At 61.9% G+C, this 18,235-nt stretch carries 5 protein-coding genes; all 5 read right to left on the reverse strand.

Going from position 1 to position 18,235, the window contains the following annotated elements; all coding sequences use genetic code 11:
• Positions 1-97: 97 nt before the first annotated feature.
• Entirely contained in the window at positions 98-2,050 is a 1,953-nt protein-coding gene (locus BGO89_07045; protein OJX57721.1) for a hypothetical protein, read from the reverse strand.
• A 74-nt stretch (positions 2,051-2,124) separates the two neighbouring features.
• Positions 2,125-3,003 carry a hypothetical protein gene (locus BGO89_07050; protein OJX57722.1) on the reverse strand — a complete coding sequence of 293 codons (879 nt, stop codon included), beginning with the start codon at positions 3,001-3,003 and terminating at the stop codon, positions 2,125-2,127.
• A gap of 11 nt (positions 3,004-3,014) precedes the next feature.
• On the reverse strand, positions 3,015-8,075 hold the full coding sequence (locus BGO89_07055; protein OJX57723.1) for a hypothetical protein: 5,061 nt from the start codon (positions 8,073-8,075) through the stop codon (positions 3,015-3,017).
• Positions 8,076-8,082: 7 nt separating this feature from the next.
• Positions 8,083-13,161 carry a hypothetical protein gene (locus BGO89_07060; GenBank protein OJX57724.1) on the reverse strand — a complete coding sequence of 1,693 codons (5,079 nt, stop codon included), beginning with the start codon at positions 13,159-13,161 and terminating at the stop codon, positions 8,083-8,085.
• Positions 13,162-18,195: a hypothetical protein gene (locus BGO89_07065; GenBank protein ID OJX57725.1), complete on the reverse strand. Its 5,034-nt coding sequence runs from the start codon at positions 18,193-18,195 to the stop codon at positions 13,162-13,164.
• Between the last annotated feature and the right edge of the window lie 40 nt (positions 18,196-18,235).

Below are 18,235 nucleotides of genomic sequence, written 5' to 3' on the forward strand. Positions count from 1 at the left end.
GAAGTGATTCGACGTATGCATAGGCACATACGAAGATCGGGCCGGCCGATGGTTGTCCATCGACCGGCCCGATACAGTATGATCTGCCGTCCTATCTCTACTTGTTGGGCGTTTCCACCGTGATGAGTACCGTACGACAGAACAGACGTCCTTCCGGCAGGTTGTTGTCGAACATGTCCGTAGGACCGAAGCCCTTGACACGGTCGCCCGCAGCGGCGAGACGCTTGCCGGTCTCGACGGCGCGCTTCTCGGACAGACGGATGTTGTATTCGGGGCTGCCCGAACGGTCCGTATAGCCTGCCACACTGACGGTCGACGACGGCTTGATACGCGTCTTCACGATGCCGAGGATTTCCTCGTGCTTGGCACTGAAGGCACTCTCGTTGAAGCCGAAGATGATGAGCGTGAAGCGTTCCACGGTCTTGTCAGAACGCGTGAACTGACGCACCGCGATTTCGGGTGAGGCCGCGGTACGGATACGTCCGTCGTTGTCTTCGACTTCGAGTGTGATCTTGAGCGGCTTCTTGATCTTGGGCAACTCCTGCAAGGAACTTTCCACATCGTACTGCAGGGTCTCGGGCGGAGCTCCTTCACCCTTCTGCTCGCTGATGATCTTGTCGCCCTGGCGTACGATGAGTTTCCAGCGCCTGACACCGGCATCGGCCGTGATGTTCGCACCGGCCTTGATCACCGGAGCATTGGTGGTGCGCACGGTATCCGTGAAGTACAGCGGATCGAGAATGGTCTTGTCATCCGATGTGATCTCGACGCGTCGGTTCTCACCCTGGCCATCCGGCGACTTCGGATTCGATGGCAGCGACGGCAGTCCCCTGCCCGTGATCTTGATCCGTCCTTCGTCGATACCCCATACGTTCACGAGGTAGTCCTTCACGGTCTGCGCGCGGTCCTTGGCCAGTGCAGACGCGTTGTGCTCGCGGTCGACATCGGCCGTACAGCCCGTCAGCGTGAGCTTGGCCGCAGGGCGTTGCCGCATGCGCGTGCCCACGATGTTGAGCGTGTGATGGTAGATGGACATCGTGGACAGGCCGTTGACCGACGACTCGTTGAACGATGAAATGGAATCCCTGGGAATCTGCACGTACCGCTCCGGCAGCACGGACGAACTGTCTTCGAAGAAGATGTAGTTCAGTACCGCGTACAGGTTCAACGGAACGACATCCGTGATGTCCACCGTGGAATCGCTGATGGGCAGGTTCTGTGCGTCGAGCAACTGTACCGTCATATTGTTGACGGCGAGCACGGGCTCGGGAGGAGGCGGGGGTGGTGGCGGAGGAGGAGGAGGCGGGGGTGGTGGAACCGGCACGACCCACGTGTTGAACTGGACACCGACGCCGAAGCGCAGCCCGTTCGCCTTCCAGTCCTGGTTCTTCTGCAGATTGGTGAGGCCGATCGTGTAGAGTACTTCCGGCACGATGGACAACGTCCGATCGGCATTGAGCGGAAGCTCGTACCGCAGACCTGCAGTGGCCGCCATCCACATCGATGCGGCATCGGGAATCGTACCCGAATACGACATGCGCGTACGCTGGTCGTTCTCGAACGTGGCGTCGCTCGGTTCGAGGATCCGCTCGCTCTGGTCGAACGACGTCCCCACACCGAGTCCGAGAGTCATGCCACCGATCACGCTCAGATCACCCACGACGGCATACCGCAGGAGCGGCTCGATGGTGACGAGCGTGCGGCGCGTGGAGAGCTGATGTCGGAAGATGCCGTCGATGGCCGTACCGTCGATGTTGATCGTCTCGTGTTCGTCGGTGGTCATGTCACCCGGCAACGTTCCGAGGCCGATGCGGCCCTGTACCGCGAGACGAGGCGACAGGAAGTATTCGCCGAGTGCGGCGATGTTGAGGCCGAGCCCCGTACCGCTGGAATACTCCGGACAGCAGCTCGGAATACCTGGCAGACCGTCGATGGCGACGCTGTGCTTGAGGATGGATACGCCGCCGGCGGCACCGATACTGTATGTCCGATACGGCGTCAGGTCCAGCGTATCCGTCTTCTGCGCATACAGCGGCGTGACGAGCGACAAGGCTGCGGTCGACACGATACCGATGGCGGCTGTCAGCGCCCCGCCGAGCGGGCGCGAAGATCGTAAGCGAAATTTCATTTGCGGATCACCATGCTGCTCGTGAACAATTCGCTTGGCGTCATGAGGACGACGCGATACGTACCGCTGGAGATGGTCGAGACATCGACGCTCACCTCTTGTCTGCCTGGTGCGCGGTCACGCGTATCGAACATGACGATTTCCTTTCCGGCGTTGTCGACGAGATAGAGTCTCGTCATGCCGCGTTCGACGATATCGAGAGCGATCGTGGCGGTCGTACTCGCCGGCATCGGTGCGATCGAGGCGATACCCGCCGCACGCGATTTCTTGATGAGACGCGGAACCCCATCGATGATACAGACGCCCGTGGCCTGGAAGACGCCGGGATACTTTTCGGTCGAGATGGTCGAGGCGCCGACCCACTCCACGGTATCGACGGACATCACCGTGGTATCGGCGTTACCGAGCGTGACGAGGAAGGGAACGTCGGCGAGCGTACCGGCGGAGTCGCGCATGGTACCCGTCACGGTGAGGATGCAGTCGTCACCGTCACGTTCGCACGGGAAGGAGCCCTGATGTACGAGGACCGTCGCATTATAGCGCAGCTTGACGATGAAGTCACGCGGACCGTCGACGACGAGGTTATTGGACGAGATGAGCATGACGGGAATGTTCACCTGTGTACCGACCTCTCCTTCGGTATTCGGTACGGCGACGATGGTGACGCCCGTACGCGGACGATACCAGAAACCGGCATAGCGATGCGAGCCGTCGGCGAGACGTGCGTGACCGATCACACCCTGCCCCATCGTGCCTTGATGATGCAGCGTGCCGTCGGTGGCGTGGACGCTCCCCGAACCGACGACGCTTCGCACCTGCGCGGAGGCACCGATGGCGGAGAGAGCGAGGACGGCCAGACATAGAAGACGTTTCATGGATGGAGTCCTCATTGGAATAGCGTGACGGTGATGACATGCCCGGATGCATCGTAGTCGGCACCCGACAGATTGGTGACGGACATGAGGAGCCGTCCGTCCGTCGCCGTCATTGCCTGTGCGAAGATGCCGTCGGGCAGCGGCGGATTGACGGAAATGGATACACCGAAGTTGTTCCAGCCGCCGTTCCACCACCAGGACTGCACCGTGAAATTCGGCGCCATACCGACACCCATGTCGATCTGTGATACCGAACCGATGGTGGTACCGTCCACACCGAAGCGGAAGGAGCCGTTGATCTCCAGTCTGATGTTCGCGGGAGGATTGTTCGTGCCGATTCCCATGTGGACGGGTGTACCACCGTTGACGCCGGTGATACCGCCGAAGACGATGGCATTGTTGGTATCGACCACGGCGCGCAGTCCGATGGCCGTGGCATTCTGCAGCGTGGCCTGTCCTGCGTCGGCGTAGGCACCGATGAACATGTTGCCGGTTCCGGACTGCAGCGTGCGGCCTGCCGCAAGACCTACGGCGACGTTGTCGTCGCCGGAAGTGAAGTTGGCCAGGGCCTGCTCGCCGACGATGACGTTGCCGTTACCGGTCGTCATCGTAGTCGCCGCGCGATCGCCGGCGACTACGTTGTTGGATCCGGTCTGAAGTGCCGGTGCCACGTAGGCGCCGATGGCGACGTTGTCGTCGCCCGTACGATACTGGTCGAGTGCATGCGAACCGATGACCGTATGATCGTCGCCACCTTGCAGGCGCGGCAACGCGTACTGTCCGATGACCGTGAGGTTGCTCGACGTCACGCTCCGCGACGGTGCGAGCGATGCGACGCCGTTACCGATGATCGTGTTGTTCGATCCCGTACTCAGCGACAGGGCGGTGTTGGTACCGACGATGGTATTGCGCTTGCCGATGTTCGACCAGTTGGCAGCGGTGTTGTATCCGAGGAAGGTATTGTATCCGCTGTTGCGCTGCGTATTCAGTGTCGGACCGATATAGACGTCACCCGAGTCGCTGTGAGCGAGATCCAGCCATTTCTTGTCGCCGAGATAGTAGGACGATGCCGAGTCGAGATAGATACCGCCATTGCGGATCTCCAGACCTCGCGCATATGCCGTTCCGGTGGCCTGGAGGTTGACCGTGAGGGCCGTGGCGTCGTAGTTACCGGGCCCCTTCGCCTCCGACCTGATGCGGGCACCCATGGCTGCGCCGGCGGGTGCGGAGGGCGCATAACGCACGTCGAGGAACATCCGGCCCGAGGCCAGGATGGAATCGGCCGGAGGATTACCGTTGCCGAGCCGAACGTACCGTCCGGGCATCGTCAGTGGACGGTATGGCTTGCCATTCTCGCTGATGTACGCGTTGTTGGCTGCTATCGATGACAACATTCCCTTGTTGACCGCAGGATCGCCGAAAGTGGCCGGACCACCGGCATTACGCATCTGGAAGACACCGTTCAGCAGAAGTGATACGCTCTTGTCCGCGGTGTTGCGGAAGTAGAATTGTCCGACGTAGTTCTGATGGCTGGCACGGTATCCGATCAACGATGAATACTGGCCTTCCTGTGTGAACTTCATGGCGACGGAATTGAGACTGGTCGGCGTGAACGGCGTGTACAACTCGAGCATGTTGATATAGGGATTCGCCATACCGACGGAGGGAGACACGAGTTGCACCCTGGGAACGCCACTCTCCATACTACGATTGGAGATGACGGAACCTACGGGCTCCACAGGAGCCATGGTACCGCTGGCGAAGGTGATGACCTTCGTCGTATCCTCAGTATGATACTGCACGTCGTTCGTATTCACCGTGATACCGCGGATACCGCCATGCGGTGCACGATCGGTGAAGGAGACCTTCAGGCCATACGAAGGACCGAGATCCAGGATCGCCACCGGCGACGTCGTTCCGATACCGAGGCGGTTGTCGGCGGCGCTCCACGTGAAGTCCGCATCGGCTGCGAGCGTCGAATCGTCGGCCCAATAGGTGAGTGCATTCGTGAGGCCCGATCCATACAGATAGTTCCGTGCCTGCCACGATACATCCGTACCGTTGCTGACCAGCCACTTGCCCGCATGCCCGGCCTGCGAAGGCAGAAGCCCCGTCCGTGCAGCCAGCGCCGTCGACGCGGCCGTACCACCATGCGCGACATCGACGATGCCCGTCGTCGGTACACTGTTGATGATGGAGAGGATGGTGTTACCGGACGTGGGGGCGATGGTGGGATTCGGATACGTTCCCGCAAGCACGCCACCGGCGCTTCCACCGGGCTCGATGCCACGCAGGAGAACGTTCTGTGCGGACGTCACACGACCTGCACGATCGAGCGTAAGACGTACGCTGTGCGTACTGTCGCCGTAGACACCGGTCGTGACTCCTGTCGGCGACATCTTCTGCGACGTGACGTTGGCATCGGCGAGCTTCGACGTCGTCACCGAACCAGGTGCGAGTTTGTTCGTCGTCACGTCGCCGTCGGCGAGCTTCGACGTCGTCACCGAACTGTCGGCGAGCTTCGGCGTCGTCACGTTCCCGTCGGCAATCTTCGGCGTCGTCACGTTCCCGTCGGCAATCTTCGGCGTCGTCACGTTCCCGTCGGCAAGCTTCGGCGTCGTCACGTTCCCGTCGGCGAGCTTCGGCGTCGTCACGGCGAGCGGAGCGATCTGCGGATCGGGATACGTTCCCGTGAGATCGCCACCGGCAGGACCGCCAGGCTGAACGCCGCGGATGAGGATGTTCTGCGCGTCGGTGACACGACCCGCACGGTCGAGAGTCACGTGCACGGCATGCGTGCTGTCACCATACGTACCCGGCGTAACGCCCGTAGGAGCGATCGCCGCATTCGTCACGGCATCGTCCGCGAACTTCGGCGTCGTCACGTTCCCGTCGGCAATCTTCGGCGTCGTCACGCTACCATCCGCGAGCTTTCCTGTCGTAATCGCACTGTCGCGAATGGAAGGATTCGGATACGTTCCCGCCAGATCGCCACCGGCCGAACCTCCCGGTTCTACCGAACGGATGAGTACGGATTGCACATCCGTGATACGACCGGCCTGATCCACCACGATACGCGGTGAATGCGTACTGTCACCGTACGTACCAGGCACGACACCCGTCGGCGACATCTTCTGCGTCGTGACGTTGGCATCGGTGATCTTCGGCGTCGTCACACTCCCATCGGCGATCTTCGGCGGCGTCGCAGCGCCATCGGCAAGCTTCGGCGTCGTTACGGCACTGTCGGCAAGTTTCGCGGTCGTGACGTTGGCATCGGCGATCTTCGACGTCGTCACCGCACCATCGATGAGCTTCGGTGTCGTTACGGCGCCATCGGCAAGTTTCACGGTCGTCACAGCGCCGTCTGCAATCTTCGGCGTCGTTACCGATCCATCGGCAAGCTTCGGTGTCGTCACGTTACCATCGGCGATACGCTGCGTGACGACCGTGTTGTCGCGGATATCGGGATCGGGATAGGTTCCGGTGAGGTCGCCGCTGGCAGGACCACCGGGCTGTACGCCGGTGATGGTCGTCGTGGTGATTGCCGTGATACGACCGGCACGGTCGACGGTCACGACGGGTGTTTCCGTATACAGACCGTATGCTCCCGGCACTGCGCCGGTAGGCGACATCTTCTGCGTCGTCACCGTACTGTCGGCAAGAACACTGTCCACGACGGCAACGTCCTGGATCTTCTGCGTCGTCACCGCGCCATCGGCAAGTTTGGCAGTCGTCACCGCGCCATCCTGGAGCACGATCGTCGTCACCGACCCATCGGCAAGTTTGGCAGTCGTCACCGCGCCATCCCGGATCTTCACCGTCGTGGCCGCACCGTCACGAATGGCGGGGTTCGGATAGGTACCGTCGAGGTCGCCACCAGCGGCGCCACCCGGCACCGTCGTGCGGATCGTACGATTCACGGCCGACGTCACACGACCGGTGGCATCGACGTCCATGCGGACAGCCTGCGTTTCCGATCCATACGTTCCCGCAGTTACGCCCGTCGACGTGAGCTTGTCCGTCGTGATGGAGTTATCGGCGATACGGTCCGTCGTGATCGCATCGTCGGCGAGTTTCATGGTCGTGACACTTCCGTCGGCAAGGTTCGGTGTCGCCACCGATTCATCGGCCAACTTCGGCGTCGTCACCGAGCCGTCCTCAAGCTTCCCTGTCGTCACGGAACCATCGACGAGCTTCGGCGTCGCCACGGCGCCATCGGCGAGTTTCGCAGTCGTGACACTTCCATCGACGAGCTTCGGCGTCGCCACCGCACCATCGGCAAGTTTCACGGTCGTCACGGCGCCGTCGGCAAGCTTCCCTGTCGTCACCGCACCATCGACGAACTTCGCAGTCGTCACGGCGCCGTCGGCGAGTTTCTCTGCCGCCACCGATCCGTCGACGAGCTCCGGCGTCGTCACCGCACCATCGGCAAGATGGGAGGCAGCGATCCCGCCGTCGCGTACTTCGATGGATACCTGTGGACCGGCAGGATTCGTGACGTCGATGGTGGAGCCAGGACTGGTGATGGTGACGAGACGATCGGGGCGGCTCGATACCATGATGGTGTCGCCGCTGGACGTTACCGTCGTGCCGCCTTCGCCGACGATGACGAGGTGTCCGTCACCGCCATTCACCGAACGAACGACGCCTGTCGTCATCGGGCCGACGACGCTTACGCTATCGGCGACATTCGTATGCAGTGCCGTCGGAATGGATACCAGCGCCAGGCGCGGCTCCATCTCGGTACCGCCGTTCACGGCGATGGCCATCCACATCGGACGGTCGAAGATCGCGCCGATCGTCGACTGCGTGCCGAGCATGACGTCGAACACACCGGCGAAAGTCCGCACGGTATGGGTCTCGGTCCACAGCGCCGTACCGCCCGTGGCGGCATCGTAGAGACGGAACGTCACGGCGTGATTGCCTTCGGCCACCGGCCGGCCCCCCGCATCCGTGATCAGTCCTTGATAGTTGAGGATACGTGGGCTCGTCGAAGACTGTGCGAACATAGCCGGCATGGCCATCAGTCCACACCCTGCGGCGACGAGAATCAATCGTTGAAGCTTCTTCATAACGTCGTTACTGGATGATGGTGATGACGATGGGCATGTCGGTATTCTTCGTGTAGTTGTAGACCGCAGGCTGCAGCGCGAACCGTACGGTGCCATTCACCGGCACGTAGGCCCAGCCGGTGAACGTCGTGATCTCCTGAAAGTAGTTGCCGGGATCGGCCCGCAACGTGACTGCGACCGATGCGCCGACCTTCGCCCCGGGTACGGGCACCTCCAGGATGACTTCCTGATTGGCGGTGAAGGCCTGTGGTGTAGTACCGAACGGCAACGTATAGGGGTACTTGATGATGTCTTCGATGACCGTACCATTGGTGCCGATGATGATGTCGCCATTGACGTCGAGTCTGCGCTTGGGCTTGGTGGTACCGATCCCTACGTTGGGATAGCCGGCCCCGCCATTACCACCGAGGACCATACCGGAATCGGTCTGCAGGTTCGCGCGTGCTCCGAGTACCCCACCTCCATGCGACATGGCACCGGTATACGAGTGCAAGGCTCCGATACTCACCATGCTGTCCAGGCCCACACCGGTACCACCGGCATCACGTCCGACGGCGACGTTGGCAGAGGTCGCCGTCGCCCCGTAGCTGACACCCCGGCCAAGGAAGACGTTCGAGTTGCCGGTCGTAAGGTTCATGCCTGCATCCTTCCCGATGAGCACGTTGCGCGATCCCGTCCCTATCTGGGTCCCGGCGGACTGGCCGATCGCGATGTTCAAGCTGTCGGTAGTTCCGATGGCCAGCGTCGAGGCCCCGACGGCCGTCGTCCTCCTCGCCGTCTTCGTCGCCCTCCCCCTCGCCATATAGCCGACGGCAACGTTGTCGTCGGCCGTGACAGGCGACGCAGCCGGCGAACTGTAAAGGGCTCCTTCGCCGATGAGGATGTTATTGGATCCCCCGCTCAGGATCATACCCGCGAGATAGCCGATGCCGATATTATCGTTGCCGACCATCGGAGACAGCGCGTTGAATCCGATACCGATGGTATTGGTATTACCCGGTACCGTTCCGGTGTTTCCACCGAGATACATGTTCGTTCCGCCGGAAACACCGCGCCAGAACTTCATGTTGGAGTAGTCGATGATATAGCCGTGCACGCTGTCGATGATCATGTCACCCTTGCCGACGACCGCCCTTGGGACGCCGTTGCCCACCCTCGTCACCTCGATGTGGACGCCGTTGGCGAAGTTGTTGCCCGGTGCGGTGGAGATACCCTCGATGCGTGCACCGCGCGCCGGTCCCATCGGCGCCGTGCTCGCATAGGCCACGTCGAAGAGATACTTCGAGCGGTCGGACACCGTATCCTCCGAGGCCCAGTTCGTGAATGGCAGGTTGAGCTGTACGTACTGTCCGAACGGATTGAGGGCCTTGAACGGTCCACCGTTCTCGGATGCGAGGACCTTCCGGCTCGTACTGTCGAAGTAGATCACCGAAGAACCGGACGTAGGTGTGATGAAGGCATCCTGTGCGGATCCTATCATCGACAGCGTACCGTTATGCTCGATCGACGTCGGCGCATCGTTGTGCGACGAGAAGATGAACTGTCCCGGACCGTTCGTCGATGCGGCACGATAGCTGATGCGACCTGCATACTGCCCGTCCTGTGTGAAGGACAGGCGCGTTTCCATTCGGGGATTACCGGAATTGGCGCTGTAGAGTTCGAGATGCGCTTCACTGCCCGCGAGCGCCGAAACGGGCTGGCCGTTTCTCACCACCGTGTACCTGCCTTCACCGGAAGGGTTGGTACGTATGATCATATTCTGGGTGGTACCCGCGCCGTTGTTCGCCTCGATGCTATGATCCGCTCCCGGTATGGTCGTCAGACGCATTTCATTCGGATACGTGCCGATCGATGACGAATACGGTCCACTGGACTGGACGGCGAGCTGCTGTCCCGACAGATCGGCGAAGTTGAGCGTCGCGTCCGTGCGCTGCGTACCGATACCCATGGTGTTGAGCACGGGATCGATGAACCAGTTGTCGGCTTTCAAGGTGCGTGCCGCCATGTAGATGGCGACCCTGTTGGCGGTGCCGCGACCGAACGCCGCATTGATGCCCGACCACGATGCATTGGTACCATCGGTACGCAGGAAGGTCTCGTCGGCCGTTTGCGTCGGCAGCAGGGCCGTACGCGCACCGAGGATCGTCGCCGCACCCGTACCCCCATGAGCGATGTCGATCAGCGATGTCGTGGATGCGTTGTTGATGACGTTGGCGATGGTATTGCCGGAAGTGGCAGCGAAGGTCGGAGCGGAATAGGTTCCCGTAAGCACGCCACCGGCAGGACCACCCGGCGGTACGCCGCGTGCAAGGACGTTCTGCGCCTGCGTTACACGGCCACTGGCCTCCACCGTAAGCGATGCGACATACGTCGAATCACCGTAGGTGCCGACGCTGACACCGGTCGGCGACATTTTCTGTGAGGTCACTGCATCGTCGGCAAGCTTCGCCGTCGTCACGTTAGCATCCGCGAGCTTCGCCGTCGTCACGTTGCCGTCCGCGAGCTTCACGGTCGTCACATTGACGTCCGCGAGCTTCGACGTCGTCACGTTGCCGTCCGCGACCTTCACGGTCGTCACGGCACTGTCGGCGAGTTTCACCGTCGTCACGTTGCCGTCGGCAAGCTTCGGCGTCGTCACGCTGCCATCGGCGAGCTTGATCGTGGTGACGGCACCCGGTGCGATCGACGGATTCGGATACGTACCGGAGAGATCACCGCCGGCGGGACCACCGGGTTCGACGTTCGTGATGAGAACATCCTGAGCCGTCGTCGTACGTCCGGCACGATCGATCGTCAGTCGTGCCACGTGACTGGAATCACCATAGGTACCGGCGGTACCCGTGGGCGACATTTTCTGTGAGGTCACGGCACCGGACGCGAGCGCCGGCGTCGTGACGTTGGCATCGGCGAGCTTCGACGTCGTCACTGCACTGTCGGCGAGCTTCGACGTCACCACGGTGGACATGGCTACCTGCGGATCAGGATACGTTCCCGTGAGATCGCCACCGGCAGGGCCACCCGGCGTGACGGTGCGTACGAGCACATCCTGTGCCGTCGTCACGCGTCCTGCGGTATCGACGGTGATCCGTGCGGCGTGCTGTGCATCTCCATAGGCGCCGGACGCGACTCCTGTCGGCGACATCTTCTGCGACGTCACGGCATCGTCGGCGACCTTCGGCGTCGTCACGGAACCATCGGCAAGCTTCGGTGTCGTCACACTGCCATCCGCGAGCTTCGACGTCGTCACATTGACGTCCGCGAGCTTCGACGTCGTCACGTTGCCGTCCGCGAGCTTCGACGTCGTCACATTGACGTCCGCGAGCTTCGACGTCGTCACATTGACGTCCGCGAGCTTCGACGTCGTCACGCTGCCATCGGCAATCTTCGGTGTCGTCACGCTGCCGGCGGCGAGCTTCGCAGTCGTCACCGAACTGTCGGCAAACTTCGATGTCGTAACGGAGCTGTCGGCAAGGCGTGGGTTGGGATAGCTGCCCGTGAGATCGCCGCCGGCTGCATTCCCCGGCTCGACGCCGCGGATATCGACGCTTCTCATCGACGTCACGCGTCCGGCTTCGTCCACGGTGACCAGCTGCGTCTGTGTCGCATTGCCATATGTACCAGGCGCGACGCCGGTGGACGTCATCTTGTCGCTGGTGACGGCGGAATCCTGGATCTTCGATGTCCTCACCGCGCCAGCGGCGAACTTGAGCGTCGTGATCGAACCGTCCTGAAGAGCGAGGGTCGTAACGGCACCGTCGGCGAGCTTGAGGGTCGTCACCGCTCCCGGTGCTATCGCCGGTGTACCGACGCTGCTGTCGGCGATGGCCACCGTCGTGATCGAACCATCGCGCAGCGACGGATTCGGATAGGTACCGGTGAGATCGCCGCCGGCGGGACCGCCAGGTTGCGTACCGGTGATCGTCGCTTCACGTGCCGCTGTGATACGCCCCTTCGTGTCCACCGTGATGACGGCCGACTTCGTCGAATCGCCATACATCCCGGCCGTCACACCCGTCGGCGAGAGCTTGGCCAACGTGATCGACGTGTCCTCCACGATACGTGTCGTGATGGAACCGGGTGCGAGCTTCGCGGTCGTCACACTTCCATCGGCGAGCTTTGCGGTCGTCACGCTTCCATCGGCGAGCTTCGCGGTCGTCACGCTGCCATCGGCGAGCTTCGCGGTCGTCACACTGCCATCGGCGAGCTTCGCGGTCGTCACGCTTCCATCGGCGAGCTTCACGGTCGTCACACTGCCATCGGCGAGCTTCGCGGTCGTCACGCTTCCATCGGCGAGCTTCACGGTCGTCACACTCCCATCGGCAAGCTTGGGCGTCGTCACACTCCCATCGGCAAGCTTCGACGTCGTCACCGACGTATCCGCGAGCTTCGACGTCGTCACGCTTCCATCGGCCAGTTTCACGGTCGTGACGCTTCTATCGGCAATCTTCACGGTCGTGATCGCATTCGCAGCGACGTCGAGGCTGACGTCCGGTCCTGAACCCGACGTCACGGCGACACTATTGTCCGAACTCACGAGCGTCTTCACGCCATCCGGTGTGGAACCGATCCTGATCGTATCACCGGTGCGTACGACGGTGGTACCACCGGAACCGGTCATCGTCACATCGCCTTCACGACCGTTGATCGTTCGCACGATACCCCGTACCGACGGCGACAGTGCATAGGCGGTATCGGCGACCTGGGCATTCATGGCATAGGGAACGGACGTCAACGCAAGACGCTGCTGAAGTTCCGCACCACCGTCGATCGACAGTGCCAGCCAGTATTGTCGGTCGAACGCCATCGTCAATGGCGTACTGATCCCCAGCACGACGTCGAAGACACCCGTGAAGGTGTTCACCGTATGTGTTTCCGACCATACGGCAGTGCCGCCGCTGGCGACGTCGTACAGTGCGAAGGCGACGGTATGGCTTCCCTCCGGTACAGGCTGACCGCCGCCATCCGTCAACAATCCCTGATAGGAAAACGTCCGCGGCTGATTCTGTTGGGCATGGGCGGTTTCACCAACGAGGATGCAAGCGGCGCAGGCGATAGCGAGGGCAAGATTCTTCATGTGCGCTCCCATTTACATCACCGTGATGAAGAAGTCCACCTGCGGCGGATCCGCGGGGGCATTGAACACGTTCTTGAATTCGATGGTCACCACGTCCGCAGCCGAAACCCGTGCAGTGACCATGATGCCATCCGGAAGATCGGCACTCGGCGAAAGCAACACGCGCTGGCCGACCTGGGCCCCCGGTGCGGCAACGTTGACGAGGACATGACCACGTGACACGACGTTCGGAGCGTCGACCGTGGAGGTCTGCCGGAAGATGGATGGTGCGATGACGGAACCTGTGCCGAGTCGCACGGGGCCATTGACATGCAGACGTGCACGCGGACGCGTGACACCGATGCCGACGTTGGTGTTCGACGTAGCGCCGTTCACACCGGCGATACTTCCGAGCACGATGGCATTGTTCGTATCCACCTGCGCCTTCCATCCGATGGCCATCGATCCGGTGAGGTTCGGTGTCGTCGTCGTCGTACGCGCACCGATGAACGTATTGCGATCTCCGCCCGTATGTCCGCTACCGGAGTACGCGCCGAGATAGGTATTCTCCGCACCGAGCAGGAGGTCGACGCCCGCACTGTCTCCGACGGCCGTCGTCGATGTCGCCCTCTGCGCCGTGCGCAGCGCATCGGTACCGAGTGCTACGTAGCTGTTGGCGAATCTCATACCGGCCGCTGCACGTGCACCGATACCGACGCCATCGTTGTGTCCCGTGCTGGATGAAGAGTCACCTCCCGATCCGGCACCGACGAATGTATTGCGTGGACCCGATCCTCTCGGCGAAACGCCGGCACCGATGAGGACCGACGTGACATGGTTCGCCGTACTGTCGAGCGGTGCGATGTCCGTACCGATGGCGATCGCATTGGTCGTCAGCATCGGAGAATTGTTCAGGATGTTCTGCCCGATATAGTTCGTGCCATTGTTTGCCGCCCGTCCACCGACTTTCCGGCCAGCCATGGTATTACCCGTGTTCAACGTCGAGGCGCCAGTCGGCCCGAGACGGATCTGGCCGGGGCTCTGCGTATTGCTGCCTGAGAATACCCTCGAGTTGCCGATGTTCAGCGACGGCAGCGTGGAGCCACCGTAGAAGTACACGTCGCCGCCGTTGATCTGCATCGCGACGGCCCGTCCTGTGCCGGACGGAATGGCCTCGAGCGTCAGGCCCGTGGCATCGACGTCACCCACACCCGTGGAGATGGAATTGATCCCTGCGCTGTAGCCGGCTCCTGCCATGGGCTGGAAGTTGATGTTGAACAGGTAGTTGCTACGGTCCATCACGGTATCGGGTACCGGCGGACCGAGACGCATGTACGTGTCGTTGGTGAAGAGATCGAAGAAGGCCCCACCGTTCTCCGAGATCTGCAGCTTGTTGGTCGTACCGTTCGTACGGAGCATGAATCCACCGGCGACCGGAGCGATCGACGTGTTGGCCGGCGTTCCGGCGAGGATGAGGGCGCCCTGGTTCTCGATCACGTTATAGATCACGTTCAGGCTCATCGTGGTGAACGTTCCGTTGCCCATCGTGGACGATGCGGCATAGTTGAGCGTACCCCAGTACTGGTTGCTTTGGTGGAAACGGATGCGTTGTCCGGCGGTCGGATCGCTGACGTTCGTGCTGTGCAGATCGAGGTGCGCCTGTGCGCGGCCGGCCAGCGTGGAATCCGACGCAGTACCGTAAATACGCAGACGCGGTTCAGCACCCGATGCCATACCGCTGACGCGCATGGTGGGAGAGAACAGGCCGTTCTGCAGATGTCCGTAGGACACCGTAATGGCATCCGACGCCGTCACGAGGCGGGTATGAACATCGTTCGACGAGTAACCGGTCATGGAGCCGCCGCTCGAGCGGAGGGCGAGCTTCGCAGCCTGTCCGTTCACACTGATGGGCGCCTTGAGCAATCGGGCACCCGTACCAATGGACAGATAGCTGCCGGCCGAATCCCATACCGCCGAGGTGGGAGAAACGGACTTCGTCGTCGGCCAGTATGCTGCGACCTGGCCGGTGAAGGCGGCGGATGTACCGACCGTATCGCCGACGCTCTTCCAGAGAACGTCCGTGCCGTTCGTCGACAGGAATTCCCCTGCATGTCCCGCTTGTGCGGGCAGAAGATTGTTGAGTGCGCCTGAACGCGTATTCGCATTCGTACCGCCATGGGCGATGTCGAGGACGGACGACGATGCATTGATCGCCGTGACGATGTTGTTCCCCGCAGTCGTGGCGAGTGCGGGATTCGGATAGGTACCCGCAAGATCGCCACCGGCAGGGCCCCCGGGCTCGACTCCACGGATCGTGACGTTCTGTGCCTGCGTGATCCTTCCCGCGCGATCGATGGTCACCTGACCGGTACGAAGGCTGTCGCCATAGGTACCCGATAGCACGCCGGTGGGCAACATCTTCTGTGATGTCACGGCGTCGTCAGCAAGAATAGGTGTGGTAACGCTGCTGTCCCGAAGCTTCGCAGTCATCACGCTGCCATCGGCCAGCTTCGCAGTCGTCACACTGCCATCGGCAAGCTTCGCAGTCGTCACACTGCCATCGGCAAGCTTCGCAGTCGTCACGCTGCCGTCGGCAAGCTTCGCAGTCGTCACGCTGCCATCGGCAAGCTTCGCAGCCGTCACGGCTCCATCGGCGATGTCGGGTGTACCGACGATACCGTCACGGAGTTGCGGATTGGGATAGGTGCTCGTCAGATCACCACCGGCAGGACCGCCGGGTTCCACCGAACGGATGAGCACGGGCTGCGCCGATGTGATACGCCCCGTGGCATCGACGGCGATGTGGCCGACGTGTGTGCTGTCACCGTACGTCGATGGTACGACGCCCGTGGGCGACAACTTCTGCGAGGTCACGGCATCGTCCTGGATCTTCTGCGTCGTCACGCTGCCGGGCGCAAGTTTCGATGCGGTCACACTACCGTTCGCGAGCTTCGCAGTCGTCACCGCATTCGGTGCGATCTGCGGATTCGGGTACGTACCCGTGAGATCGCCACCGGCAGGACCACCGGGCTCGACGTTCGTGATGAGCACGGGTTGGGCCGACGTGATGCGGCCGGAACGATCGACGGTGATGCGGGCAACGTGTGTGGAATCGGCGTAGGTGCCCGGAACGACGCCCGTCGGTGCCATCTTCGGCGTCGTCACGGCGCCGTCGGCGATCTTCGGTGTGGTCACCGAACCGTCGGCGAGTTTCGGTGTGGTCACCGAACTGTCGGCGAGTTTTTCGGTCGTCACGGCACCATCGGCAATCTTCGACGTCGTGACGTTTCCGTCGGCAATCTTCGACGTCGTGGCGTTTCCGTCGGCAATCTTCGGCGTCGTGACATTTCCATCGGCAATCTTCGGCATCGTTACCGAACTGTCGGCAAGCTTCGTTGTCGTTACATTTCCGTCGGCAAGCTTCGCTGTCGTCACGGCACCGTCGGCAAGCTTCGACGTCGTGATGGCACCAGGTGCGATCTGCGGATTCGGATACGTGCCGGCGAGGTCACCACCGGCAGGACCTCCCGGCGTAACGCCGCGGATCGTGAGCGTATCGACGCGCGTGATGCGGCCCGAGGCATCGACCGTGAGCCGGCGTACCTGCATGGAATCCGTATATGCTCCTGCGATCACACCGCTAGGCGACATCTTCCTCGACGTCACGGTATTGTCGGCGATCTTCACCGTCGTCACGGCTCCGTCGGCAAGCTTCGCCGTCGTCACGCTGCCATCCTCGATCTTCAACGTGGTGACGGCGCCCGTTGCCAGCTTCGCAGTCGTCACGGCGCCGTCTGCGATCTTCACCGTCACGACGGCCCCATCGGGGAAATGCTTCGTCACGATCGCACCATCACGGATGGACGGATTCGGATAGGTACCGGTAAGGTCACCACCGGCCGCCCCACCTGGCTCCGTACCGGCGATCAGTCGTTCCTCCACACGGATGACGCGACCCTTGTCGTCGATATCCACGACGGCCACATGCATGGAATCGCCATAGGTTCCGGATATGCCGACCGTAGGTGACAACTTTTCCGTCGTCACGCTGCCGTCGGCGAACGTTCTCGTCGTGGCGGCCCTGTCGACGAGCTTCGGCGTCGTCACACTACCATCGGCGAGCTTCGACGTCATCACACTACCGTCGGCGAGCTTCGCAGCCGTCACGCTGCCATCGGCGAGCTTCGCAGTCGTCACACTGCCATCGGCAAGCTTCGCAATCGTCACGCTGCCATCGGCGAGTTTTCGTGTCGTGATCGAACTGTCCGCGAGTTTCACAGTCGTCACACCGTCATCGGCGAGCTTCGTAGTCGTCACGCTGCCATCGGCGAGCTTCGGCGTCGTCCCGGCTCCATCGGCGAGCTTCGCAGTCGTCACGCTGCCATCGGCGAGCTTCGACGTCGTCACATTGCCGTCGGCGAGCTTCGCAGCCGTCACACTGCCGTCGGCGAGCTTCGCAGTCGTCACGCCACCGGAGGCGACCGTCACGTCCGTCGTCTCGGCAGCGACAGGGCTGAGCGTCAGCGAAGGATCGGATGCCGTCACGGAGGCGATACCACCCGCAGGACTAGATACGACGATACCGTCGTTCGACGTCGTCACGGTCGTACCGCCCGCCCCCCGCACGACGACGTCGCCTTCGCGACCATTGACGGAGCGCACGACTCCTGTCGTCGTCGAACGGATCGACATGGCCGTATCGGCCACAGATGCATGAAGGGCGCTGACGACCGTCGTCAACGCGAGGCGCGGCTCCGCTTCGGTGCCATCGGCGATGGCTATGCCCAGATAGTATTGTTCTGTGAAGGGAGCGATCAGCGGATTGATCGACCCAAGGATCGCCTCGCATCCACCGTTCACCACGGACAACGTATGCGTCTCCGTCCAGAACGGAGTACCGCCGCTCGATTCCCGATAGAGCGAGAATGTCACGGCATATCTGCCGCCAGGCAATGGATCGTTGTATATGGACGTCAGTAGTCCCTGGTAGCGGATCGTTCGCGGCGTATTCTGAGCGAATGCCGTAACGGACGTGAATAGCAGCAGCCCGATCGCTGCGGCCGTCACCAATCGAAACCTCATGACGATCCCTGGAGTGTAGGCGCGT

Origin of the sequence: Candidatus Kapaibacterium thiocyanatum (genome assembly GCA_001899175.1) — a bacterium.
GTDB lineage: Bacteria > Bacteroidota > Ignavibacteria > Kapaibacteriales > Kapaibacteriaceae > Kapaibacterium > Kapaibacterium thiocyanatum.